20 protein-coding genes are annotated in these 23,375 nt (G+C 65.2%); 5 read left to right on the top strand and 15 right to left on the bottom strand.

Translation table 11 applies throughout. From position 1 onward, the window contains the following. Nucleotides 1-131: 131 nt before the first annotated feature. From ACZK3W_RS05280 to ACZK3W_RS05295, 4 genes are all read right to left on the bottom strand, one after another. Nucleotides 132-809 carry a Fe2+-dependent dioxygenase gene (locus ACZK3W_RS05280; RefSeq protein WP_049463140.1) on the bottom strand — a complete coding sequence of 226 codons (678 nt, stop codon included), beginning with the start codon at nucleotides 807-809 and terminating at the stop codon, nucleotides 132-134. Nucleotides 810-858: 49 nt separating this feature from the next. Then, complete coding sequence (locus ACZK3W_RS05285; RefSeq protein WP_125894187.1) at nucleotides 859-3,183, bottom strand: catecholate siderophore receptor Fiu; 2,325 nt, start codon at nucleotides 3,181-3,183, stop codon at nucleotides 859-861. Nucleotides 3,184-3,897: 714 nt separating this feature from the next. Beyond that, nucleotides 3,898-4,230 carry a non-heme iron oxygenase ferredoxin subunit gene (locus ACZK3W_RS05290; protein WP_125894189.1) on the bottom strand — a complete coding sequence of 111 codons (333 nt, stop codon included), beginning with the start codon at nucleotides 4,228-4,230 and terminating at the stop codon, nucleotides 3,898-3,900. Then, nucleotides 4,227-4,766 carry a GNAT family N-acetyltransferase gene (locus ACZK3W_RS05295; RefSeq protein ID WP_032129242.1) on the bottom strand — a complete coding sequence of 180 codons (540 nt, stop codon included), beginning with the start codon at nucleotides 4,764-4,766 and terminating at the stop codon, nucleotides 4,227-4,229. Before ACZK3W_RS05295 ends, ACZK3W_RS05290 begins: the two co-directional genes overlap by 4 nt. Before the next feature lie 241 nt (nucleotides 4,767-5,007). Here ACZK3W_RS05295 and ACZK3W_RS05300 point away from each other — a divergent pair, with 241 nt between their 5' ends. Genes ACZK3W_RS05300 through ACZK3W_RS05310 form a run of 3 tightly spaced genes read left to right on the top strand, consistent with a single transcriptional unit; the run spans nucleotide 5,008 to nucleotide 11,520 of the window. Continuing rightward, nucleotides 5,008-10,338: a wall-associated protein gene (locus ACZK3W_RS05300; RefSeq protein ID WP_125894191.1), complete on the top strand. Its 5,331-nt coding sequence runs from the start codon at nucleotides 5,008-5,010 to the stop codon at nucleotides 10,336-10,338. Between the two features lie 3 nt (nucleotides 10,339-10,341). Then, a complete protein-coding gene (locus ACZK3W_RS05305) occupies nucleotides 10,342-11,196 on the top strand; it encodes an RHS repeat-associated core domain-containing protein (protein ID WP_478450538.1) in 855 nt (284 codons plus the stop codon). Between the two features lie 3 nt (nucleotides 11,197-11,199). Continuing rightward, nucleotides 11,200-11,520 (top strand): apurinic/apyrimidinic endonuclease family protein, encoded by a 321-nt coding sequence (locus ACZK3W_RS05310; protein ID WP_125894193.1) that lies wholly within the window; start codon nucleotides 11,200-11,202, stop codon nucleotides 11,518-11,520. A gap of 642 nt (nucleotides 11,521-12,162) precedes the next feature. Here ACZK3W_RS05310 and ACZK3W_RS05315 read toward each other — a convergent pair. The 5 genes from ACZK3W_RS05315 to ACZK3W_RS05335 form a co-directional block, all read right to left on the bottom strand. Next, a complete protein-coding gene (locus ACZK3W_RS05315) occupies nucleotides 12,163-13,419 on the bottom strand; it encodes a cysteine desulfurase (RefSeq protein WP_005408431.1) in 1,257 nt (418 codons plus the stop codon). Next, nucleotides 13,416-14,678, bottom strand: coding sequence for a Fe-S cluster assembly protein SufD (sufD, locus tag ACZK3W_RS05320; protein WP_478450539.1), 1,263 nt, complete (start codon nucleotides 14,676-14,678; stop codon nucleotides 13,416-13,418). Before sufD ends, ACZK3W_RS05315 begins: the two co-directional genes overlap by 4 nt. Further along, entirely contained in the window at nucleotides 14,678-15,442 is a 765-nt protein-coding gene (gene sufC, locus ACZK3W_RS05325) for a Fe-S cluster assembly ATPase SufC (RefSeq protein WP_125894200.1), read from the bottom strand. The genes sufD and sufC overlap by 1 nt, the downstream gene beginning before the upstream one ends. A 74-nt stretch (nucleotides 15,443-15,516) precedes the next feature. Further along, complete coding sequence (gene sufB / locus ACZK3W_RS05330) at nucleotides 15,517-16,992, bottom strand: Fe-S cluster assembly protein SufB (protein ID WP_043396952.1); 1,476 nt, start codon at nucleotides 16,990-16,992, stop codon at nucleotides 15,517-15,519. A gap of 16 nt (nucleotides 16,993-17,008) precedes the next feature. Continuing rightward, nucleotides 17,009-17,464 (bottom strand): SUF system Fe-S cluster assembly regulator, encoded by a 456-nt coding sequence (locus tag ACZK3W_RS05335; RefSeq protein ID WP_005408436.1) that lies wholly within the window; start codon nucleotides 17,462-17,464, stop codon nucleotides 17,009-17,011. A 209-nt stretch (nucleotides 17,465-17,673) separates the two neighbouring features. On the opposite strand from ACZK3W_RS05335, the gene ACZK3W_RS05340 reads away from it, so the two are divergent. Further along, complete coding sequence (locus ACZK3W_RS05340; RefSeq protein ID WP_012479369.1) at nucleotides 17,674-18,141, top strand: SET domain-containing protein; 468 nt, start codon at nucleotides 17,674-17,676, stop codon at nucleotides 18,139-18,141. A 72-nt stretch (nucleotides 18,142-18,213) separates the two neighbouring features. On the opposite strand, the gene ACZK3W_RS05345 is transcribed toward ACZK3W_RS05340, so the two are convergent. The 4 genes from ACZK3W_RS05345 to ACZK3W_RS05360 form a co-directional block, all read right to left on the bottom strand. Continuing rightward, complete coding sequence (locus ACZK3W_RS05345; protein ID WP_012510326.1) at nucleotides 18,214-18,810, bottom strand: YceB family lipoprotein; 597 nt, start codon at nucleotides 18,808-18,810, stop codon at nucleotides 18,214-18,216. A gap of 81 nt (nucleotides 18,811-18,891) precedes the next feature. Beyond that, on the bottom strand, nucleotides 18,892-19,440 hold the full coding sequence (locus tag ACZK3W_RS05350; protein ID WP_293794684.1) for a hypothetical protein: 549 nt from the start codon (nucleotides 19,438-19,440) through the stop codon (nucleotides 18,892-18,894). Between the two features lie 55 nt (nucleotides 19,441-19,495). Beyond that, nucleotides 19,496-19,804 (bottom strand): DUF3861 family protein, encoded by a 309-nt coding sequence (locus ACZK3W_RS05355; protein WP_032129232.1) that lies wholly within the window; start codon nucleotides 19,802-19,804, stop codon nucleotides 19,496-19,498. Between the two features lie 254 nt (nucleotides 19,805-20,058). Further along, a complete protein-coding gene (locus tag ACZK3W_RS05360; RefSeq protein ID WP_010483539.1) occupies nucleotides 20,059-20,457 on the bottom strand; it encodes an HU family DNA-binding protein in 399 nt (132 codons plus the stop codon). 371 nt (nucleotides 20,458-20,828) lie between these two features. On the opposite strand from ACZK3W_RS05360, the gene ACZK3W_RS05365 reads away from it, so the two are divergent. Further along, nucleotides 20,829-21,260, top strand: coding sequence for an OsmC family protein (locus ACZK3W_RS05365; protein WP_005408443.1), 432 nt, complete (start codon nucleotides 20,829-20,831; stop codon nucleotides 21,258-21,260). A gap of 162 nt (nucleotides 21,261-21,422) precedes the next feature. On the opposite strand, the gene ACZK3W_RS05370 is transcribed toward ACZK3W_RS05365, so the two are convergent. Together ACZK3W_RS05370 and ACZK3W_RS05375 are read right to left on the bottom strand one after the other, a co-directional pair. Further along, entirely contained in the window at nucleotides 21,423-22,301 is an 879-nt protein-coding gene (locus ACZK3W_RS05370; protein WP_125894204.1) for a PhzF family phenazine biosynthesis protein, read from the bottom strand. A 132-nt stretch (nucleotides 22,302-22,433) separates the two neighbouring features. Beyond that, nucleotides 22,434-23,306 carry a PhzF family phenazine biosynthesis protein gene (locus tag ACZK3W_RS05375; RefSeq protein ID WP_293794692.1) on the bottom strand — a complete coding sequence of 291 codons (873 nt, stop codon included), beginning with the start codon at nucleotides 23,304-23,306 and terminating at the stop codon, nucleotides 22,434-22,436. Between the last annotated feature and the right edge of the window lie 69 nt (nucleotides 23,307-23,375).

The raw sequence follows: 23,375 nt of genomic DNA on the forward strand, positions 1-23,375 counted from the left end.
GCGCAGCAAGCAGGGGTCCCCAAGGGTCTGCCGGCAGCGGCCGGCATCAACGGGGCGTGATTGTAATGAGAGCTGTTAGCTGTTGCAAATGAGAATGATTGCTAAATTGTCGCGGATCGGCCGGATGGGGCTCAGACTTCGCTCCAGCGTCGCAGCAGGTTGTGGTACACGCCGGTCAGCTGCAGCACCGCCTCGGCGTCACCGCCGGTCTGCCGCAGGCGCTCGATCGAGCCATCCATTTCCCACAGCAGGCGGCGCTGCACATCGTCGCGGATCATGCTCTGTACCCAGAAGAACGAGGCCACGCGCGCACCGCGGGTGACCGGCCGCACCTGGTGCAGGCTGCTGGACGGATACACGATCAGGTCGCCGGCCGGCAGCTTTACCTCGTGCTCGCCGTAGGTATCGCTGATGATCAGCTCGCCGCCTTCGTATTCGTCCGGATCGGACAGGAACAGGGTGCAGGAGATGTCCGAGCGCAGCTGTTCGCCGTTGGCCAGGTTCATCACCGCGCCATCGACATGGAAGCCATAGGTGCCGCCACCGCTGTAGCGGTTGAAGCGCGGCGGCAGGATCTTCAGGGGCAGCGCGGCAGCAAAGAACAAGGGGCTGCGGCTCAGCGCGGCCAGTAGGTCCCTGCCCAGCTCCGCTTTCAGGGGAGATGCATCGGGTAGCTGCAGATTGTGCTTGACCATCGCGCCCTGTGCACCGACGGTCTCGCGACCGTCGGTCCAGTCTGCAGCGTCGAGTCGCCTGCGTGCCTGCGCCACGTCCTGGGGTGAAAGCACGTCGGGAATGTGCAGCAGCATGGCGGTTCCTTTGGGGGGCGCGGGGGAGTGGGCTCCCCCGCGTGCTGCATCAGAAGCGGATGTCCGCGCTGAGCAGGAAGGTGCGCGGGGCACCCGGGGTGTAACGGTAGCCGCTCTTGTTGATGCTGGCCACGTACTGCTTGTCGAACAGGTTGTAGCCGTTCAAGCGCAGCGAGATCGTCTCATTGATTGCCCAGGACACGACCGCGTCATACACCACGTAGGACTTGGTGAACGACGGGGTGCCCACCGCGCCGTCGGTGCCGCGGTGCATGCCGGCGGCATAGCGTACGCCGCCGCCCACGGTGATGCCGTAGGGCAGGGTGTAGCTGGTCCAGCCGGTGAATGTGTCGTCCGGGGTATAGGTCAGGTTGGTGGTGCCATCGGCGGCCACCTTCGCGCCTTCCCTTACGTCGGTGTCCAGGTGGCTGTATCCGGCGCTGACCGACCAGTTGTCGGTCAGGCGGCCGACTGCGGAGAGCTCCACGCCCTTGACCCGCTTGCTGCCGGTCTGGGTCGGGTTGCCGGCATCGTCGAGCACGGTGGTGTTGATCTCGTTGTCCACGTCCGTCTGGAACAATGCAAGGTTCACTGCCAGAGCGTCATCCAGGAAGGCCCACTTGCTGCCCACTTCGAAGGTCTTGGCCTTCTGCGGATCCAGCTTGGGATTGTCGGCACTGCTGGCCGAGCTGCTCAGCTGGAAGTTGGCGCCACCCGGGGGTTGCTGCGAGATAGCATAGTTGGCGTAGACGCTGACGGTATCGCCGACCTTGTAGAGGGCGCCCAGCTTCCAGTTCAGCAGCGTATCGGACGCGTCCAGCGTCGGGTTGCGCAGCACCGTGCCGGTAGGATTGCCGCCGCACGCCGGGCCGCCGCGGCCACCACACACCGACGCGCTGGCGTACTCGGTCTTGTAGTGGTCCGCACGCACGCCAGCGGTCAACAGGAAGCTTTCGCCGAAGGACAGGGTATCGAACAGGTACACCGAGGAGGTGGTGGTCTTACCATGTGCATCGGCGCCGTTGTGCGCCCAGTTCAGGCCGCTGACGTTCCAGTCCGGGTTGTACAGGTTCGCAGCGGGCCAGCTGGTGCCGGCAGCGGCGGCCTGGCCGTAGCTGTCCAGTTCTTCACGGGTGAATTCCAGGCCAGCGCTCAATGCGTGCCCGACCGCGCCGGTGGCGAAGTCGGCGCGCAGGTTCAGCTGATCGGTGAGGATCGTGTTGCGCTGGTCCTTGAAGGTCGGCAGGCTGCGCGCGATGGCGTAGCTGGAAAGGTCGGCCGGGTTAGCATAGGTGATGTTGCCGGTCGGGCGGCCGCCTGCGCCGCGCACGCCGGTGCCCATGAAGGCGGTGAGCAGGTAATCCTGTTCGGTGCGACCCCAGCGGGCGGTGTTGGTCAGGCGCACGCTGTCGTTGAAGTCGTGCTCGAAACGGAACGTGGCCATCTTCGCGGTCACGTCATCGTGGTCGGCGCGGGTGCCGTAGAAGTTCTCCGGATCGACCGGGTGCCCGGCCAGCGCTTCCAGCGTCGGCTGCGGCGTCCAGCCCGGCAGGCCCAGGGTGGGCACGCCACCATCTGGCACGTTGTCCTGCTTCACATACAGCAGGTTGAGGTAGTAGCGGGTGGCGGTACCCAGACCGAAGGCCAGCGACGGTGCGATGCCCCAGCGCTTGTTCTGCACGTGGTCGCGGCCGGGCTGGTCGCTGTCCTGCCACATGCCGTTGATGCGCAGCGCGCTGGTGGTGCCCAGCGACTGGTTCCAGTCGGTGGTGGCGCGGCGCTGCTGGTCGCTGCCCAGCGAAATGCTGGCCGACGTCGCGTCCTGCAGGTTGGCCTGCTTGCTGACAAGGTTGATCGCGCCGGTCGGCGCCGAACGGCCATTGTCGGTGCCGGCCGGCCCCTTGGTCACTTCCACCTGTTCGATGTTGAACACATCGCGCGAGATCGAGCCCAGGTCGCGCACACCGTCCACATACAAGCTGTTGGAGGTGTCGAAGCCGCGCATGAACAGCGCATCGCCGGTGGTCGTGTTGCCGTTCTCGCCGGCATAGAAGGTGCCCACGCCCGGGCTGTTGCGCAGCGCCTCGGTCAGCGTGGTGGCACCCTGCTGGTTGAACAGGTCGCTGGTAATCACTTGGATGGTTTGCGGCGTGTCCTGCAGGCGCTGGGTGAACTTCGGCGAGGCCACCTTGTCGGCTTTGTAGCCCCGGGTGGCGTGCACGTCGATCTTGTCCAGCGTGCGGGCGTTGTCGGTGGCTTCAGCGTGGGCCAGCGTGGGCAGGGTGGCCAGGCCGAGGCCGGCGGCAAGACTGGCGGTGGCCAGCGGCAGGGTACGAAGCGGCGAAGCGTGCTTGCGGCTCTTGATCGGGTTCATGGGCGTCTGCAGAAGGGGAACAGGGAGAGGCGGCCGGCGCGGGCCGCGCGGCAGCAGTACGTAGAACGAGGGGGGGGGCGTGCGGATGCGGCTGCGCATGGCGCAGCAGAGCGTCAGGCCAGCAGCGCGGGCGGTGCGTGGGATGGGGGCTGGCGCCGGCCCGGTGCGAGCACCGGAGGGGTCGGTGTCACCGGCGCCGGAGCGTCTGCAGGTGCATTGTCAGGGTGCTGCAGGCAGAGTCGCCGCAGGGCACGAGGTTTGTCACCGCGACTGCCATCGGGTTCGGATTCAGCGGGGTGCATCGCCTGTTCGTGCGGCAGCACGTGTGGTGGGGACGCGGGCGACACATCATGAGCATACAGAGTCGGCGCATCGGCGGTCGCCGTGTGCCTGCCTTCATGCAACGCAGACCAGCCCAACACCAGCGTCAGCAGCACGGCTACGAGCAGCGGCCACCCTTGACGGGCAAGCTGGCACAGCGTGGCGGTGGGCGCGGGCGAAGCCATGGCGCGGGGGCGGAGTCGTTACGAAGATGTTACGTAGAATAACATCAACGATAATGATTCGCATCTGCGGGGCGTGACGGGCCGCTGGGGCCGCCCCGGAGCGGCCTGGGGGCGCCCTCATGGCCTTCCGGTAGATCCACCTCATGGGTGGATGCTCTCCCGCGGGGCGCCCTCTGGGGGGGGGGGGCTCTCTGGGCTGAGCGCCGCCTCAATCCCGGTCGTCGCGGGTCCAGACAGCGTCGTGCTCGCGCTTCACCGGAAACTTGGGCACAGGGCTGTAGGCCGGGGCACACAGGGCGCGGCCGTCACGCACGTCGAAGCGCGCGCCGTGCAGCACGCACTCCACGCTGCCCTCGGTGGTGTTGAACTCGCCCGAGGACAGCTCGAACTCTTCATGTGTGCACTGGTCTTCCAGCGCGTACAACTCACCGTCGAGGTTGAACACCACGATCGGCGTGCCGGTCACTTCGTCGAACACGCTCTTCATTTCACCCGGCAGCAGCTCGGTGCCGGCACAGACGAAGGTCCAGGTATTGCTCACGCGGCGGCTCCGGCCAGCGGCTTTTCCAGGATTTCGAAGCGCAGGTCGTCGCGCTTGGGAATGCCGAAACGCTCGTCGCCGTACGGGAACGGCTTCTTGATGCCGGTGCGCAGATAGCCGCGGCGCTCGTAGAAGGCGATCAGCTCGTCGCGCACGTCGATCACCGTCATCTGCATCACCGGCACCTTCCATTCGCGTGCGGCGTGCGCTTCGGCGGCGTCCATCAGCTGCTTGCCGACGCCGCCACCCTGCTGGGCCGGGTCGACCGAGAACATGCCGAAGTAGCCCTTGCCGTCGACATCGGCGACGTGGGCGCAGGCTACCAGTTGGCCGTCGCGTTCGGCCAGCAGGATGGTGGAGCGCGGGCGGTCCAGGTCGGCCTGGATGCCTTCGGCATCGATGCGGGCGCCGTCCAGCAGGTCGGCTTCGGTGGTCCAGCCGACGCGGCTGGCATCACCCCGGTAGGCCGAGGTGACGAGGGCAATGAGGGCGGGGATGTCGGCCGGCGTGGCGGCGCGGAAGGTCAGGGTGCTCATGGGGACATTCTAGGTGGAGCGGGGAAGGGCGCGGGAGGCTGCCGCTTGGGTAGACTTTGCCGAGTGTGGCCAATACGCAGGGTTGACGTCGTCTTCATTATTCGTTCATATCCATGGTCAGCACCCGCCCACCGTGAAGCAACGCGTGGCTGTCTGCCGGAGTGGGTGCCGCCTGGTCGAAGGCCAACTGCCGTTCGGCGCAGGTGGGGCACACAGGGACGTCGATCCAGGGAGGATCTTCATGCAGTCTGGCCTCATTTCTCATCCGCGCGCCGCAACGGCTGCCAAGGGTCTGTTTCTCGGTGTCATTGCCCTGTGTGTGCTGGCACCGGTCGGCGTTTCAGCCCAGATCGTTCCCACCTGGCGCCAGGAGTACGACAAGCGGCTGAAGTACGGGGACCTTGTCGAACCGCTGAAGGGCGAGATCTTCGGCGAGCAGGTCAACCTCTATGACGGCTCGATCAGCTTCAAGGCCACGGATATTTCGATTCCAGGCAATGGCGGGCTCGCGGTTTCACTCAGCCGCAGCTACGGGGATGTCAGCGGCGGTGCAAATGACAAGGAATATGGAAACTGGGATCTCGACATTCCGTCGCTTTCAGGCACATACGGAGACCAGCCCGAAACCGCGATCGGCGGGCATTGGATGCCAAGCGCCCGTTGCTCGACAGTTACCGCACCCCCGTCGCTGGATGTCTGGAATTACAAGCATACCCAGACCATCAATTTTTCTCCCCACACCTATTGGGATGGGGTGAGGCTTTCATTGCCGGGCGGAGGCGGTGAAACCGTCCTGGCGGGCAGCGGGGACGCACGCCAGCCAACGCCCCAGATTGGCACGCCAACGCCTTGGAACACAAAAGGGGGATGGTTCTTCTCATGCCTCAGTGCGCTCAAGAGCGGCCAGCCGGGCGAAGGTTTCCTGGGCCACGCGCCAGACGGAACCAAGTACTACTTCGACTGGATGGTGGCGCGCGAGAACGAGTCTGCCGTTCTCCAGCCCTACGACACCATCACCCATGCCACGCTGAAACGGAAAAAGGTCTTCCTCTATCCATCCCAGGTTGTCGATCGTTTCGGCAACTGGGTCCGCTACGAATGGAGTGGCGGGCGGCTGGATCGAATCGTTGCCAACGATGGGCGCAGCATCAGCCTTGCCTATGACTCCCTGGGCCGCATCGCAACCGCAACAGCAGCGGGCCGCACCTGGACCTATGGCTACACTCCGGCCGGTGTGTTGCAGTCGGTGACGCTGCCGGATGGCTCCGCCTGGCGTTACGACCTGCCTCCGGTCCACGTGACGAAGAAGTACCCCGAATACACCGGGCAGGACCCTTCAGCCTACATGGACTTCGCTGGGCTGTGCGCGAAGACGAACAAGATTGTGCAGACCGAGGTCACGGCTACTGTCACACATCCCTCTGGCGCACTCGGTACTTTTGTGTTTCGACCGTTCCGACACGGGCGCAAGAATGTTCCGTTCAACTGCCAGACCTCCGGCGACGATCAGTTGCTGGCCGACGGATGGAATCTCACGCCCCTCTATCGGGACGCGATGTCTTTGGTGGCAAAGCGGATAAGCGGCCCGGGGATGCCCACCGCGCAGTGGAGCTATCAGTACACCAATCTGGGGTGGCAGTACGACAGGAGAGTCGACCAGGCCGGGTGGCCGATGATTCCGGTGGGGCAGGCAGAGCCCAAGATAACGATTGAAACCCTACCCGATGGGGTTATTCGGACCTACGAATTCGGTAAGGAAGTCGGCTACAACGACGGTCTATTGCTGTCCACGACTACCAGCTCTGGTGGCGCGGTGGTTCGCATCGAGCGCAGCAACTACTACCCGGACGCGCAGCTTGCCAGCGCGCCGTTCCCGCGCGAGGCGGGCCGGAATCTCAAGTACGGGGCCAGGGAACTGGGAGAGCATCTGAATCGCCCAGTGCAGAGCACGGTTGTGAATCAGGATGGCGTGCAGTTCACGCGTACTGTGCAGGCCTTTGATGCCTTCGTCCGCGAAGTCACCGTCGCAGAAGCCAATTCCGCAGGCCAGAGTCGCACCACCAGCACCAGCTACTACGACAATCCCGCGCTATGGGTGAACGGCCAGACGGCGCGCAGTGTGCTCAATGGCATCGAACAGTCCCGCACCGAATTCGATACGGCCAAAGCACTGCCGCTGCGAGCCTACGCATTTGGCCGCCTGGCGCAGCAGGTGACCTACGCAGCCGACGGCACGGTTGCCTCGGTGGCCGATGGCCGTGGAAATACCAGCCATCTGTCGGGATGGAAGCGTGGTGTTCCGCAGCAGCTCCGCATGCCGGCCACGCCCGAAGCGCCCAATGGTGCAGTGCGCACGGTTGCCGTGGACGACAACGGTTGGATCACCTCGCTGACCGACGAAACCGGCGCAACCACCAGCTTCAGCTACGACAGCATGGGCAGGCTGCGCAGCCAGCAGTTCCCTGGCGGCGACAGCGTGAACTGGAATGGCGTAACCATGGACCTGCAGCGACTGGGTGGCGCGCAGCTGGGGGTGCCCGCCGGCGCATGGAAGCACTCGCGCACGCAGGGCGGGCGGCGCACGGATACCTACCTGGATGCGATGTTCCGCCCGGTGCTGGTGACCGAGAACGCCAACAACGTGCTGGACAGCGCCGTGGTGACCCGCTACGACACCAGCGGCAAGACCGTGTTTGCCTCGTATCCCACGCGGCAGCTCTCCGATATCAATGCCGCCCTGACCGGCACCACGACGCAGTACGACGCGTTGGGCCGCCCCACCGTGGTCAGTCAATCGTCCGAGCTTGGGGCACTGGTTACCCGCACCGAGTACGTGGGCAACCTGTCGGTGAAGGTGACCAACCCCCGCGGCCAGGCCACGACGACCCGTCATCTTGCCTACGACCAGCCCAGCTACGAGATGCCGCTGACGCTGCAGCACCCGGAAGGCGTGGTGACCGAGATCCAGCGCGACACGCTGGGCAAGCCGCTGGCGATCACCCGCCGCAATGCAGACGGCAGCCAGTCGCTCACCCGCCGCTACGTCTATGACGGCTACCAGCAGCTGTGCAAGACCATCGAGCCGGAAACCGGTGCGACCGTGCAGGACTACGACGCGGCAGGCAACGTGCTGTGGTCGGCGGCCGGCACGGGTTTGACCAGCACCACCGACTGCAACCGAAGTGAAGCCCTGGCCAGCGGACGTGCGGTGAAGCGTAGTTACGACGCCGCCAACCGCTTGTCGTCCCTGATCTTCCCGGATGGGCGCGGAAATCAGAACTGGTCCTACGCGCCTGATGGTCTGCCGGCCGAGATCAGCACGCAGAACGATCCGGCCCGGCCGATGGTCGTCAACCGCTACCAGTACAACCGCCGCCGCCTGCTCAGCGGCGAAACCCTGCAGCATCCGGATCTGGGAAGCCTGAGCCTGGCCTATGGCTACGATGCCAACGGCACACTGGCCAGCAATACCTATCCGGGTGGGCGTGTCGTCAGCTATACGCCGGACGCACTGGGTCGGGCGACGACGGTCGGCGGCTATGCGAAGGAGGCCAGTTACTTTGCCAACGGCGCGTTGGCCCGCTTCGTATATGGCAATGGGATCGTGCACACGTTGACCCAGAATGCCCGCGGGCTGCCCGACCGCAGCCGCGATGCCACCGCAGCGGCCGCAGTGCTGGATGACAGCTATGACTACGATGCTGGCGGCAACGTGATGGCCATTTCCGATGGCCTGCCCGGGGCGCCCGGTAACCGGGATATGACCTATGACGGCCTGGACCGGTTGCGGACGGTCACTGCACCGGGCTTCGGCAACGCATTGTATGAGTATGACGCGCTGGACAACCTGCGCCGTGCCAAGGTTGGCAGCCGCGATCGTACGCACTATTTCGATCCGACCAATCGGCTGGTCAACGTGATCGAAACCGGAACCGGGGCGACCGTGACCGGTCTTGGCTATGACGTGCAGGGCAATCTTTCGGTGCGCAATGGTCAAGCTTTCACGTTTGACTACGGCAACCGGCTGCGCGCGGCGGGGACGGCAGAGAGCTACGAGTACGACGCCCACGGTCGCCGGGTGAAGGGCGGGGCCAGTGGCAAGGGGGCAATCTACTCGTTCTACGACAACGGCGGCGTGCTGCGATTCCAGCGTAACGAACGCACCGGCAAGCAGACCGACTATCTCTATCTGTCAGGCAGCCTGGTCTCCCAGGTGCATGGTGAAGCCGCACCCAGCGTTCCCGCGCTGAGTGCGCCGGGCTACATCACCCAGGGCAGCGTGAACCTGACCTGGAGCCCTGCCGGTGGTGCCAACCGCTATGAGTTGCAGCGTGCCCTTGCAGGCACCTGGAGTACGGTCTTCGATGGCGCGGCGCAATCGTTCACCAGCACCGGTCTGGTCACGGGAACCTATCAGTTCCGCGTGCGCGGTTGCAGGACGGTGTGCGGCGGATGGAGCAATGTCGCATCAGTGGCCGTGGCATTGGCGCCATCCACCGTACCGACCTTGAACCTGCCTGCCACGGCCTTCAATGGCAGTTACAGCGTGGCATGGTCTGCGGCCTCCGGTGCCGAGCGCTATGAGCTGGAGGAAAGCGCCAATGGCGGCGCTTGGGTCCAGGTGCACAACGCCATCGGTCAGTCCAAGGCCTTCAGTGGCAAGGCAGCGGGAAGCTACAACTACCGGGTTCGCGCATGTAACCCGGTGGGGTGCACGGGATACAGCGCCACGGCTGCGGTGACGGTGGTGTATCCGCCTGCCACTGCGCCAGGTCTCTCTGCGCCGGCACGCGCTGCGCCGGGTAGTATCGGCATTGGCTGGAACGGGGTGGCTGGTGCCACGCGTTACACCTTGCAGGAGAGCAGTAATGGTGGCGGATGGGTCACGCTGTTCGACGGCAACGCGGGTTCCTATGCCACCGCTGTGCGTGGTGTGGGCAGCTATGGTTATCGGGTTGCCGCCTGCAATGGCGCAGGCTGCGGGCCGTGGTCGGCCACGTCGACGGTAGCGGTGATCGGGCCGCCGACGATCGAGCCGGTGATCAGCGCGCCGGGCCTGGTGAACGTGCCGCAGTACAGCCTGAGCTGGTCGGTGCCGGCCAACAGCGAGAGCTTCGTGCTGGAGGAGAGTGCCAATGGTGGTGGCTGGACGGTGGTGCATAACGGCGGCGGGAACAGCTTTGGTGCCAGCCGTGGCAAAGGCAGCTACGCCTATCGTGTGAGGGCGTGCAACTTCGCTGGGTGCAGTCCGTACTCCGGAGTCGTGACTGTTGCGGTGGTGTTGCCGCCGGGGGCGACGAGCCTTTATCTGGCAGAGTGGCTGACCACACGCAGGCCGCCTTATCAGGTCCAGTGTTCTGCCGGGTGGAGCCCGGTGGCAGATGCAACGGAGTATCAGCTCGAAAGCGGTGGCGGTGGCCAGCGTTTGTACACGGGCCCCCAGACCTACGTGAACGACAGTGGCGGGGCATACTGCGCGCATGAGTATCGCGTGCGTGCCTGCAACGCAGGTGGTTGCTCACCGTGGTCGGCCGAACGGCCGGTCACCCGCGGCGTACTGAGTTGGGACTAAGCCATGAACGGACTCTCTTCGCTGTTGATTCGGGCGGTACTCGCGGTGGTGGTGCTGGTGGCCTGCGTGGCTCCGGCAGTTGCACAGGAAGTCGTCGAGTACATCCACACTGATGCACTGGGTTCACCGGTGGCGATCACCGATGCTGGTGGAAATGTCATCGAGCGTACGGTGTATGAGCCGTATGGGGCGGTGGTCAACCGGCCGTTGAAGGATGGGCCGGGATATACGGGGCATGTGACGGACTCGGGGACCGGGTTGATCTACATGCAGCAGAGGTATTTCGACCCAAGTACTGGCGTATTCCTTTCAGTTGATCCCGTCGCGGCGGATACGGTGACGGGAGGAAATTTTGCGAGATATCTCTATGCGAATGGGAATCCTTACAAGTATGCCGATCCAGATGGGCGGATCGGTAAGCTAATCGCGGAATTGATAAAGAAAATTCTTCCTAAGATTTTGCCAAAGGCATCGCCAAAGCCCGCTCCCAAGGCTGCTCCCAAAGGTTCTCCTCGCACGGAGAAAAAGCCTGATAGTTCTAAGCCGGAATCAGCAGGTGGCGAAGGTTCTGGAAATCGATTTCCTGATCGAGATCTACCGCGAGATCAACACGGAAATCCCACCCCGGATCCTGGTGCAAAAGGACCACATACTCAGCTTGGTCAGAAGGACGGAAGGAAGTCACGATATGATCAGGCTCGAGAGTTCGATGGGGATGGAAAGCCGGTGAAAGACATTGATTTCACTGACCACGGTCGCCCAAGTCAGCATGTGAATCCACATGAACACCCGTATGTTCCGAATAAGACGGGCGGAACACCAGTGCGTGGCGATGAAAGACCATTGAATGGAGGGTAGGTCATGAGTGAAGGGTTTGCCCAATTTCCTATTACAGGGAGAGCAGTTGCTGATGCACTCGAGTCGCTCGCGGGACCTGGAGATATCTGGGAGGTTTCAGCCATTGAAACATTAACTTCAGCGGATGACGTGCTGCTGGGTGACCTGTGGCGACGCGTGGTCGCGGGGGACAGGGTCTTCGCTACTCGAGAGATTTGCTCCGCACTGGTAAGAGCAGATCAGGTGGTTACCCTGTATGCGCGTCTGATTGGCAAAGACAATGTTCACCTCTACATTGATGATGGCATTGCTGCCTCTGATGACGGAATTAAGGAAGGCCGCTAGATGAGGAGGGTTTGCTGGCGCAGCTGAGGACGTTGATGGCCCCGCGGAATACATCAGAGGTCATATTGCGCCCTTGAACGCATCGGTTCCATAGCTGTTTGCTGCGTAGAAGATTGGGTGTGCAGGTGCTATTTGATGGAGTAGCCTCAAAAGGAGGAGCTGAGTGCCAGGGTTTGTTGAAAGCTTCCCCATTTTGGCTTCCATTATTCTAGGCGCCATGTGGATAAACGCATCTGCGGCTCACAGGATACTGCTTAAAATCGAGCGTGAACGGCCGGAAGTACTCGCTGCAGTCGGAATCATCAAGGTTGATTGGTGGCTTAGGTGCTTGCGCGGTATTGCAGTGCTTGCCCTTACTTCCAAAGGGCAGACGCTCCATCAGGGGGAACGGTGGGTGTTGAGGGGCGTCGTGATGATGTACGTCTTCTTGATTGCCTCCGGGGTATCCATGCTTGTTGGCATGTAAAAGACGGCGCCTCAAGGCCGTTGATGGTGGATGGATCGGCATTACGGTGAGATTGCCCGTTCCTGGCATCACTCGGTGTTTCCCGGTCACGCCTCTGCTTGCTTTCGTCCAGCGCGCATAAAAAAACGCCGCAGTTTCCTGCGGCGCTCTCATACTTCCCCGATTCTGGCGAATCCTCAGCCCAGCAGCTTTCGCACCTTCGTCAATGCCGTCATGAACCGCTCGATCTCGGCATGCGTGTTGTAGAACGCCAGCGAAGCTCGGCAGGTAGCCGCGACGCCGAAGTACTGCAGCAGCGGGTGTGCGCAGTGCTGGCCCGAGCGCACGGCCACGCCTTCCAGGTCGAGCAGGGTCGCCAGGTCGTGCGCATGCGCGCCATCGATCAGGAAAGAGACCACCGCAGCCTTCTCCGGCGCTTCGCCGATGATGCGCAGGCCGTCGACGCGGCGCAGCTCTTCGGTGAAGTGCGCCAGCAGTTCGGCTTCGCGGGCTTCCACGTTCTCCTGGCCAAGCTGCTGCAGGTAGTCGGCAGCCACACCCAGGCCGATGAAACCGGCGATGTTCGGGGTGCCGGCTTCGAACTTGTGCGGGGCATCGTTGAACACGGTGCCGTCGAAGCTGACTTCCTTGATCATCTCGCCGCCGCCGAGGAACGGCGGCATCGCGTCCAGGTGCTCGCGACGGGCCCACAGCGCACCGGTGCCGGTCGGGCCGCACATCTTGTGGCCGGTAATGGCGTAGAAATCGCAGCCGATCGCGGCGACATCGACCTTGCGGTGCGGTACCGCCTGCGAGCCATCGACCACGGTGATGATGCCGCGCTTGCGCGCTTCGCGGCAGATCTCGCGCACCGGGTTGACCGTGCCCAGCACGTTCGAGACATGGGTGACCGCCAGCAGCTTGACCTCCGGGGTCATTGCCGCGCGCAGCGCATCCAGATCGAGTGCGCCGTCAGGCGTGATCTCGGCCACGCGGATGGTGGCGCCGGTACGCTGCGCGACCAGCTGCCACGGCACGATGTTGGCGTGGTGCTCCATGCGCGTGATCAGGATCACGTCACCGGCCTTCAATCGCGGCAGCGCCCACGAGTAGGCCACCAGGTTGATGGCGAAGGTGGTGCCACTGCACAGCACCAGGTCGCTGGGGCGCACGTTGAGGAAGCGCGCCAGCTTGTTGCGTGCGCCTTCGTAGGCATCGGTGGCTTCGCTGCCCAGTGCATGCACCGCGCGGCTGACGTTGGCGTTGTAGCGACGGTAGAACTCATCCACCGCGCCGATCACCTGCACCGGCTTCTGGCCGGTGTTGGCGTTGTCGAAATAGACCAGCGGCTTGCCGTGCACTTCACGCATCAACAACGGGAAGTCGAGGCGGACGCGGTCCCAGTCGGGGGCGCCGGTGCGTTCTTCGATCGGTCGCGGCGTGGACAGGTTCATGCCACACCCGCCTCGGCGAGGGCCTTGTCCAGGCGACGTGCCAGCTGCGCACGCAGTGCGTCGGGCAGGATCTTCAGCGGCTCGTGGCAGAACGCGGCGCTCAGCAGTGCCTGCGCCTGTGCCTGCGGCAGGCCGCGCGAGCGCAGGTAGAACAGCGCATTGGCATCGAGCTGGCCGACGGTCGCGCCGTGCGCGGCCTTCACTTCATCGGCGTCGATCACCAGCGTCGGCTGGGTGTCGATCTCGGCATCGGCCGACAGCAGCAGGTTCTTGTTGGACAGGTTCGCGGCGGTGCCATCGGCGCCTTCGCGGATCTGGATGCCACCATGGAACACCACGCGGCTGCGGTTGGCGGCGACGCCGCGCCACAGTAGCTCGCAGGCGGTATCGCGTGCGATGTGGTCGATGCCCAGGCGGGTTTCGACGTGGCGGCGGCCATTGCCAAGCAGCACGCCGTTGGCGGTCAGCTGGGCATTGTCGCCTTCCAGGCGCACGTTCAGTTCATGGCGGCTGAGCGCGGCGCCCAGTTCCAGGTCGACGCGGTGGTACTGCGCGTCGCGGGCCAGCACCGCGTCGGTGCGCAGGAAGCTGGTCTGGCGCGCGCTGCCGGCCTGCACGCGGGCGTGCTTGAGCACGGCATCACGGGCGACGTGGGCATGCAGCACGGTGTTGTCCAGGTGGGCGGAGTCACCCACGCTGAAGCGGTGCTCGACCACGCCCAGGCTGGCGCCGGCACGCAGTTCGATCAGGTGACGGTGGTGCCAGGCCAGATCGGTGTCGCCGGCGACGCTGGCGAATACCAGCTGCAGCGGCGTTTCGACCTGCACGCCTTCGTCCACGCGCAGCACCACGCCTTCATCGGCCAGCGCGGCATTCAGGCGGGCGAAGATCTCCTCGCTGCGCTCGTAGCGGCGGCCGAGGAAACGCGCGGCGTCTTCGCCGGCGGCCAGTGCGGCCGACAGCGGCTGCAGCTGCACGCCGGCCGGCAGGGCCTGCACGTCGCTCAGCGCGGCATCCAGGCGGCCGTTGACGAACACCAGGCGCGGCGCCGGGATGTCGTCCAGCAGCGTGGCGTCCAGCGCCGGGCCCTGCAGCGGTGCCGCAGCGAACGCACGGCGTTCAAGCTGGCGCAGCGAGGTGTACTTCCAGGCTTCGTTGCGGGCGGCCGGCAGGCCGTCGCGCAGGGCCGCATCCAGCACTTCGCGGCGCGCATCGCTGCCGCAGAAGGCCTGGGCCATCGAATCAAGCAGGGCGCTCATCAGACCGCCGCCTCGGGCACGACCCGGTCCTTCAGGAAGTCATAGCCGTGCGCTTCCAGTTCCAGTGCCAGCTCCGGGCCGCCACTCTTGACGATGCGGCCATCGGCCAGCACGTGCACCACGTCCGGCTTGATGTAGTCCAGCAGGCGCTGGTAGTGGGTGATGACCAGGAACGAGCGGTCGGCGGCGCGCAGTGCGTTGACACCATCGGCCACGCTCTTCAGCGCGTCGATGTCCAGGCCCGAGTCGGTCTCGTCCAGGATCGCCAGCTTCGGTTCCAGCACGGCCAGCTGGAAGATCTCGTTGCGCTTCTTCTCGCCGCCGGAGAAGCCTTCGTTGACGCCACGGTGCAGCAGTTCGTCCTTCAGGTGCAGCACGGCCAGCTTCTGGCGCACCAGCTTGAGGAACTGCATGGAATCGAGTTCTTCCTCACCGCGCGCCTTGCGCTGGGCGTTCAGTGCCGCGCGCAGGAAGTAGGTGTTGTTCACGCCCGGGATTTCCACCGGGTACTGGAACGCCAGGAACAGGCCGGCGGCGGCGCGCGCTTCCGGGTCCTGCCCCAGCAGGTCGACGCCGTCGAACTGCACGCTGCCTTCGGTCACTTCGTAGCCGTCGCGGCCGGCCAGGACATTGCCCAGGGTGGACTTGCCGGCGCCGTTCGGGCCCATGATGGCGTGCACCTGGCCCGGCTGGACGTCCAGCGACAGGCCCTTGAGGATTTCCTTGTCGCCGATGCGGGCGTGGAGGTTTTCGATCTTCAGCATGGTGGGGGTTTCCGTGGGGCGGGCCGCGGCCCGCCGGTAAAGAGAATGCGTTTGCGAGGGGCAGGGGCGGGCGGTCAGCCCACCGAACCTTCCAGCGAGACTTCCAGCAGCTTCTTGGCTTCCACCGCGAACTCCATCGGCAGTTCGCGGAACACCTGCTTGCAGAAGCCGTCGACGATCATCGACACCGCGTCTTCCTGGCTGATGCCACGGGCGCGGCAGTAGAACAGCTGGTCGTCGGAAATCTTGGAGGTGGTGGCCTCGTGCTCGACGGTGGCGCCCGGGTTCTTCACCTCGATGTAGGGGAAGGTGTGTGCGCCGCACTGCTTGCCGATCAGCAGGGAATCACACTGGGTGTAGTTGCGCGCGCCATCGGCATTGCGGTCCACACGCACCAGGCCGCGGTAGGTGTTCTGGCCGCGGCCGGCGCTGATGCCTTTGCTGACGATCTTGCTCTTGGTGCGCTTGCCGACGTGGATCATCTTGGTGCCGGTGTCGGCCTGCTGGCGGTGATGGGTCAGCGCCACGGAGTGGAACTCACCGACCGAGTCGTCGCCCAGCAGCACGCAGGACGGGTACTTCCAGGTGATCGCCGAGCCGGTCTCGACCTGGGTCCAGGTGACCTTGCTGCGCGCACCACGGCATTCGGCACGCTTGGTGACGAAGTTGTAGATGCCGCCGACGCCGTTCTCGTCGCCCGGGTACCAGTTCTGCACGGTGGAGTACTTGATCTCCGCGTCTTCCAGCGCGACCAGCTCGACCACCGCAGCGTGCAGCTGGTTCTCGTCGCGCATCGGCGCGGTGCAGCCTTCCAGGTAGGACACGTAGGCCTTGTCCTCGCACACGATCAGGGTGCGCTCGAACTGGCCGGTGTGGCCGGCATTGATGCGGAAGTAGGTGCTCAGTTCCATCGGGCAGCGAACGCCTTTGGGAATGAACACGAAGCTGCCATCGGAGAACACCGCCGAGTTGAGCGCGGCGAAGTAGTTGTCGCCCACCGGCACCACGGTGCCCAGGTACTGGCGCACCAGTTCCGGGTGTTCCTTGATGGCCTCGGACATCGAGCAGAAGATGATGCCCTTCTCGGCCAGTTCCTTGCGGAACGTGGTGCCGACGGACACCGAGTCGAACACCGCGTCCACCGCCACGCCGGCCAGCTTGGCACGCTCGTGCAGCGGCACGCCCAGCTTGTCGTAGGTGTCGAGCAGTTCCTTCGGCACGTCATCCAGCGAGGCGTACTTCGGGCCCTTCGGCGCGGAGTAGTAGCTGAGCGCCTGCAGATCGATCGGCGCGATCTCCAGCTTGGCCCAGTCCGGCATCGGCATGGTCAGGAAGTGGCGGTAGGCGTCCAGGCGCCACTGCGTCATCCACTCCGGCTCTTCCTTCTTGGCCGACAGGGCACGGATGGTGTCCTCGTCCAGGCCCGGCGGCAGGGAGTCTGATTCGATCTCGGTGATGAAGCCGGCCGAATACTTGCGGCCGAGCTGTTCGTGGATCTCGCGGTTGGGGGTGTCGTCGTGGGCGACGTTTTCGATGGTTTCGGTGGCCATGGGGGCTGCCTACGGATCAGGAGACGACGTCGACAGCGATGGTGCGGCGCTGTTCGTCATCGGCAAGGGGGAGAGGGGGCAGGATCTGCGCAAGGGTGACATCGCGCAGGGCCTCGGAGACCACGTCGTTGATCAACCGCCAGCTGCTGCGCGCGCCGCACTTGGGCGCCATGCCGCACTGGTGGTGGTCGTGGCTGCATTCGGTCAGGGCCAGTGGCCCTTCCATCGCTTCGACCACTTCGAACAGCGAGATCTCGATGGCCGGGCGGGTCAGGCGGTAGCCGCCACGCACGCCGCGCAGGCCTTCAACCAGGCCGGCCTGGGCCAGCGGCTTGAGCACCTTGCTGACGGTGGGCGGCTCCAGACCGGTGAATTCGGCCAGCTCGGTGGCACTGAGCACCTCGCCCGGACGGGCGGCGAGCACGGTCAGCACGACGGTGGCGTAATCGGTGAGTTTGGTGACGCGCAACATGGGGATGCGAGTGGTTCTTAAAGCGGACTGAAATTGTACGCTTTTATTCGCCGCCATCCAACCCGGGCATTCAGCCGGCGCTGGGGCCGGGCCGGGAGGACACACCGGGGCCGTTGCCAGGGCGCAATGCTGCGCCAACGGGGTGATTTTCGCAATCACCCGGAATGGGCGAGAATCCCTGTTCCATTCGCTGCAAACAGCCCGTGCCGATGCCGAAGAAGATCCAAGCCCGCAAGTCCGCTATCCATGGCAACGGCGTGTTCGCCGTGGCCCCGATCAAGCAGGGCGAGCGCGTGATCCAGTACAAGGGCCTGCTGCGCAGCCACGGCGACGTTGATGCCGATGACAGCGGCGACGTCGAAAGTGGCCATACCTTCCTGTTCACCCTCAACGACGACTGGGTGATCGATGCCAACTACAAGGGCAATGACGCGCGCTGGATCAACCACAGCTGCGACCCGAACTGCGAGGCGGTGATCGAGGAAGACGAGGACGGCGACAGCCGCGGCGACAAGGTGTTCATCGAGGCGCTGCGTGACATCAAGGCCGGCGAAGAGTTGACCTACAACTACGGCATCACCCTGGCCGAGCGTCACACCGCCAAGCTGAAGAAGATCTGGGAGTGCCGCTGCGGCTCGCCCAAGTGCACCGGCACCATGCTGCAGCCCAAGCGCTGACCCGCAGCGGGTAGTGCCGGCCGCTGGCCGGCACACATGTGAAAAGCGTGCCGGCCAGCGGCCGGCACTACCTTACTTACCCAGCACGCCTGCCGGCACCAGGTTGCCCAGGTTCTGGTTGAAGGTGACCACCAGCTTGCCGTTCTTCACCTGCGCCGACTGCACCTGCAGCGCGCCGAGCAGGCCGGCCACGGCCGGGTCCAGCTTGTAGATCGGTTCGCGCTGGGCGTAGTCGCTCAGCCAGGCATTGAGCAGGCCGCGGGTGCGCGAATCGAGGCGACCGCCCTGGTTGGCCGGGGTGAAGTCATCCACGCTCGGCTGCTGCAGGTGGAAGCCCTGGGTCTGCGCGTCATAGCGCAGGCCGCTGCTGAGCTTCACCGTGCCCAGCTTGGCCGGGTTGCCACCGGCGGTGGCCAGTGCCACATCCATGCCCAGGTTCAGCCGCTCGCCGGCCGGAAGGCTCAGCTGTGGATGGCTCATGGTCAGCGCGATCAGGCCGCCGAGGGCGTCCTGGGTGCGTGGGAAGCTGCCATCGAGGTACTGCTGCACGTCACTGGCGCCGACCGACAGTTCGCGGCCGGAAATGGAAGGGGCGGCCTGGGCGCCGATCGCAGCGGCGATCAGTACGGTGGAGGCCGCGAGGCGGGTCATCAGGGAACGCAGGCGCATGGCGGTGACCGGTGGATATGAATGGACGAATCAAAGAGTAGCCGTGCCGGCTGAATCGCGCGTGCATGCCGCTGCAACGGTTCAGTCCAGCGATGGGCGCAGTTGCGCCGACTGGATCTGCCAGGCGCGGCCATCGGCACGGGGTTGCACCCGGTACCAGCCACCGAAGCGGAAGGTGCCCTCAGGGGTCACTGCGCGGATCTGCACCGGAACCTCCAGCAGCTGCGGCGGCTGGTGACCGTCGCGCGCGATCGGTAGTTCGCTGGTCAGGCGCAGGCTGCGCACGTCCGTGAGCTGGCGCAATGCGGCATCGTCGGCGCGTCGTGCATCGCTGGGCGGGAAGGTCCACGCGGCGTCGACGGCCTTGCGATCGCGATTGAGCAGGGCCATGACATAGGCATTGAGCATTCCCGCCGGCAGCTCGGCCTCGGCCGCGACGGCGGCAAACAGGGGATCGACATCGATGGCCTGCACGGCCGTTGCATCGCCTTCTGCGGCGGCCTGTGACTTCGTGCGGGCAGCTGCCTCGGCCGTGACCGACGGTGTGGCATCCGCTGGATCGGATTGCGATGTCGGCCGGGAACAGGCCAGCAGCACCAGCGGTGCGAGCAGTATCAGGAACCTGCGCATGTCTGCCTCCTCCCCGAGGCGAACGGAAGGAGGCAGTGTATCGGCTGTTCCGCGATCAGCGGGAGGAGGGCAGCTGTTCCAGTGCATCCAGCGCCGGCAGCACCTGCGTGGCGATGGCGGCCAGGGCATGCCCTTCGGTGTCGGCGTGGCGCTGCACGATGTCGCGCAGCAGCTGGGTGGCGATCACCAGCGTCGCGCGCTCGTCGCCGCTGATACCAGCGGTACGCGGTGCTGCTTCCAGCAGGCGCATCAGGTCGCGGCTTGCGCGATGTTCCAGTTCGATGGTGCAGCGCCCGGTGCACTGCAACCCGTCCTTTTCGATGGGGGTCACCGAGATCCGGTAGCGGGTGGAGGGGCTGGCCATGAGGGTGTGCTCGCCGTAGCTGTGGAGGATGTGCCCACCTTAGGCAAGGCCGTGCTCGGCGGCGATGGCCGGGGCTGCACGCAGTGTTCCACCCGGTACGTTCCGGGGCCGCAACGGACCACGTCCAGCCAATGGCGACGGGCCTGTACGCGCATTCCCGGGGATGCGGCAACGCTGTGTTGCGGGCTGTGGTTGGGACAAAAAAAACGGGACGGCCAGAGCCGTCCCGTCGGAATCCGCGTTGGGGCGCGCGCTTACAGCGCGGCGTCCTTCAGCTTCTTCAGCGGACGCACCTTCAGCTTGGTGGTGGCCGGCTTGGCAGCGAACCACTGCTCTTCCTTGGTGAACGGGTTGATGCCCTTGCGCTTCGGCTTGGCCGGCACATTGACGGTGGTGATCTTCAGCAGGCCCGGCAGGGTGAAGGAGCCAGCGCCCTTCTTGTGCACCGAGGAGGCGACGGCGCTTTCAAGCGAGGCCAGCACAGCGCGGACGTCCTTGGCGATGACGCCGGAGGCTTCAGCGATGTGTGCAACCAGGCCGGACTTGGTCAGCACTTCCTTGATCGGCTTCGGAGCGGCCGGCTTGGCGGCTGCCTTCGTCGCGACTTTCTTCACTGCCTTCTTCGGGGCAGCCTTCTTAGCGGTCTTTGCCATGGTTTCCTGTTCCGTGAACGGTTGGTTGTTTGGTCGGCGCCGAACCCCGTCGGCAAGCGCAATGTAGGGCAACTCTCGGGCGCCGCCAATAGCCCGAAGCGTGGAAAGTGCATGTTTTTTCATATCCAGGCCGATTCAGTACATGGCTGGCAGTGGGGGAAGGGGGTGTGGCAGCGCGCGCGATGGTCCGCGCCCGCCCATCGGAGGAATGCGCGAAACCACTGAAAACAAGGGAAAAATGCGCGCCGGCCTGGCGAAGAAGTGACCAGTTGTCCGGTTTCCGGTGGACCTGTGGCGTGTGGCGGAGCGACGCAGGGCTAACGCCTCCCGTGCGAGGGTGACCGTTCATCACCGTCACGCAGGAGCAGCACATGGGAATCTCGCGACACGCCACCGCGCACTGGGAAGGCGATCTGAAGTCGGGCAAGGGGCAGTTGAGCACGCCGCAGAGTGGGCTGCTGGACAAGACCCGCTACGGCTTCAACAGCCGCTTCGGCGACGAAAAGGGCACCAATCCGGAAGAGCTGATCGCTGCCGCGCACGCCGGCTGTTTCACCATGGCGCTGTCGGCCAAGCTCGGCGAAGCCGGCTTCACCCCGACTTCGCTGGATACCGAAGCCAAGGTCGATCTGTCGCTGGAAGGCGGCCCGCAGCTGTCGCAGATCCGGCTGAAGGTGAAGGCGGTGGTGCCGGGCATCGACGCGACGCAGTTCCGTGCGATTGCCGATGACGCCAAGCAGAACTGTCCGGTGTCCAAGGCGCTGAGCGCGGTGCCGATCAGCCTGGAAGCCGAGCTGGGCTGAGGGTAGTGCCGGCCGCTGGCCGGCAACCGCATGATGTCGAGGTCCAGGTAACAGCCGGCCAGCGTTATGGCGGCCTTCCTGGCCGCCACCCTCCGAGCCGTCGCATCCGACGTTGGCAGCGGCTCCTGCCGCTGCCTTCGGCTCTACCACCCCCCATCACAATCACCAATCAAGGGTGCCGGTAATCACCGTCTGCACCTGGCCACCGGACCAGACTTCCCCGTCTTCATCGACGAAAAGGGTCAGGCGCGCGTCGTGGCCGACTTCGCGGCCCTGGCTGACTTCGAACGGTGCGCGACCACGGGGCAGCGCATCGCGCAGGTCCAGCCATGCGGCCAGCACCGCATTGGCGGCACCGGAGGCGGCGTCCTCGAAGCGGCGTCCATTGCCGACGAAGGCACGTACGGCCAGATCGAAGCCCTCGCTGCCATCGCTGAAGGCATAGGCAAACACGCCCATGCTGTCGGTGGACTCGGCCAGTGCGGCCACCGCATCCCAGTCCGGCTGCAATGCGCGCAATGCGGCCTCATCGGCCACCTGCACCACCCACCAGCTGCGTCCGCCCTGCATCCGCGCCGGCGGCAGCGTGCCCAGCGGCCAGTCCTTCAGTGCGGCCTGCAGGCGTGGATCGGTCGCCTCGGCAGTCTCGGCCAGCTGCGCGCGCGGCGTGCGGATGGCGATGCGCTGCTGCGCACCTTCACCGCTGACGCGCAGCGGCAGGGCACCGGCAATGCCGTCCTGCACCAGCACACCATCGACCGCTGCGGCCAGGCCGGCCTGCAGCACCGCATGCGCGGTGCCGACGCTGGGGTGGCCGGCAAACGGAACTTCCTTCTGCGGGCTGAACATGCGCAGCCGGTAACTGGCACCGGCGACCTGCGGCGGGAACACGAAGGTGGTTTCGGGCAGGCGCGTCCAGCGCGCGATGGCCTGCATGCTGGCGTCGTCCAGGCCCTCGGCATCGAGCACCACGGCCAGCGGATTGCCGGCGCCGGCGCGCGGGGAAAACACATCCAGCTGCAGGAAACGGCGGGTGGACATCAGGCGGCACTCCAGTAAACAGGCCGCATAGCGTAGCGCGGGGCACCAAAAAAGGGGACGGAGGGAATTAAGTCGCTTATGGCACATGGGGCAAAAGCGACTTAATTCCCTCCGTCCCCTTTTTTCCGTGCGCTACCAGTGGATGTGGCCGTCGATGACCGGCTGCACCTGGCCGCCGATCCAGACCGTGCCCTGCGCATCGACCTGCACCTGCACGCGGCCATCGCGGCCGACTTCGCGGCCTTGGCTCGCCACGTAGTGGCCCTCGCGGCCCGGCAGGGCATCGCGCTGCCGCAGCCAGGCACCGATCAGGGCATTGGCGCTGCCGGTCACCGGGTCCTCGGGTACGGCGGCCGCATCAGCGGGGCAGAAAGCGCGCACCACCCGGGTGTGGTCGGTGCCAGCTTCGTCGGCGAACACGGCCAGGCCGGTGGCATCAGTGGCGAGGCTCCAGTCGGCCAGTGCGGCCATGTCCGGCACCAGGTTGCGTACGGCGGAGGCGTCGCGCAGCGGCAGCAGCCACCAGCGAGCGCCGTTGTCCCATAGTTCGGGTACGTGCCCGCTGGCAGCCAGCGCCAGCAGCGTTTCCGGCGCTCCGTCCGCCGCTGTGTCCAGTTGCTGCGCCGGTGGGCTGGCCAGTTGGATCTGCAGTGCCTCGGCCGGGCCGCTCACCCGTACCGGCAGCAACCCCGCCGCGCATTGCTGCAGCAGGGCACCGTCGCGTGGTTGCGCCAGGCCGCAGATCACCGCCGCCCAGGCGGCGCCGACGCTGGGGTGGCCGGCAAATGCCAGCTCGCGGGTCGGGGTGAAGATGCGGATGTGGTAATCGGCGCCGGGCGCGCTGGGGCGCAGGAAGAACACCGTCTCGGACAGGTTCAGCCAGGCGGCCAGGGCCTGCATCTGGCTGCTGGAGAGCTCGTCGGCGTCCAGGATGGCGCCCAGTGGGTTGCCGGTGCCGGGGCGGGGGGCGAAGACATCGAGCTGCAGGTAACGGAGGACGGCCATCTACGAGGATATTGCGCTTAGAATCAAAGGTTCCGCCCCCGAGGGCGGCTTCCCCACATTCTACATAGC

The organism is Stenotrophomonas sp. 80084_Sma (assembly GCF_056481995.1).

Bases quoted from the DNA above. Each gene is read 5' to 3' on its own strand.
- ACZK3W_RS05285 (WP_125894187.1), bottom strand. From the start codon at position 3,183: ATGAACCCGATCAAGAGCCGCAAGCACGCTTCGCCGCTTCGTACCCTG.
- ACZK3W_RS05300 (WP_125894191.1), top strand. From the start codon at position 5,008: ATGCAGTCTGGCCTCATTTCTCATCCGCGCGCCGCAACGGCTGCCAAG.
- ACZK3W_RS05315 (WP_005408431.1), bottom strand. From the start codon at position 13,419: ATGAACCTGTCCACGCCGCGACCGATCGAAGAACGCACCGGCGCCCCC.
- ACZK3W_RS05310 (WP_125894193.1), top strand. From the start codon at position 11,200: ATGAGTGAAGGGTTTGCCCAATTTCCTATTACAGGGAGAGCAGTTGCT.
- ACZK3W_RS05365 (WP_005408443.1), top strand. From the start codon at position 20,829: ATGGGAATCTCGCGACACGCCACCGCGCACTGGGAAGGCGATCTGAAG.
- ACZK3W_RS05295 (WP_032129242.1), bottom strand. From the start codon at position 4,766: ATGAGCACCCTGACCTTCCGCGCCGCCACGCCGGCCGACATCCCCGCC.
- ACZK3W_RS05280 (WP_049463140.1), bottom strand. From the start codon at position 809: ATGCTGCTGCACATTCCCGACGTGCTTTCACCCCAGGACGTGGCGCAG.
- ACZK3W_RS05340 (WP_012479369.1), top strand. From the start codon at position 17,674: ATGCCGAAGAAGATCCAAGCCCGCAAGTCCGCTATCCATGGCAACGGC.
- ACZK3W_RS05305 (WP_478450538.1), top strand. From the start codon at position 10,342: ATGAACGGACTCTCTTCGCTGTTGATTCGGGCGGTACTCGCGGTGGTG.
- sufB (WP_043396952.1), bottom strand. From the start codon at position 16,992: ATGGCCACCGAAACCATCGAAAACGTCGCCCACGACGACACCCCCAAC.
- ACZK3W_RS05370 (WP_125894204.1), bottom strand. From the start codon at position 22,301: ATGTCCACCCGCCGTTTCCTGCAGCTGGATGTGTTTTCCCCGCGCGCC.
- sufC (WP_125894200.1), bottom strand. From the start codon at position 15,442: ATGCTGAAGATCGAAAACCTCCACGCCCGCATCGGCGACAAGGAAATC.
- ACZK3W_RS05345 (WP_012510326.1), bottom strand. From the start codon at position 18,810: ATGCGCCTGCGTTCCCTGATGACCCGCCTCGCGGCCTCCACCGTACTG.
- ACZK3W_RS05335 (WP_005408436.1), bottom strand. From the start codon at position 17,464: ATGTTGCGCGTCACCAAACTCACCGATTACGCCACCGTCGTGCTGACC.
- ACZK3W_RS05375 (WP_293794692.1), bottom strand. From the start codon at position 23,306: ATGGCCGTCCTCCGTTACCTGCAGCTCGATGTCTTCGCCCCCCGCCCC.
- sufD (WP_478450539.1), bottom strand. From the start codon at position 14,678: ATGAGCGCCCTGCTTGATTCGATGGCCCAGGCCTTCTGCGGCAGCGAT.
- ACZK3W_RS05350 (WP_293794684.1), bottom strand. From the start codon at position 19,440: ATGCGCAGGTTCCTGATACTGCTCGCACCGCTGGTGCTGCTGGCCTGT.
- ACZK3W_RS05355 (WP_032129232.1), bottom strand. From the start codon at position 19,804: ATGGCCAGCCCCTCCACCCGCTACCGGATCTCGGTGACCCCCATCGAA.
- ACZK3W_RS05360 (WP_010483539.1), bottom strand. From the start codon at position 20,457: ATGGCAAAGACCGCTAAGAAGGCTGCCCCGAAGAAGGCAGTGAAGAAA.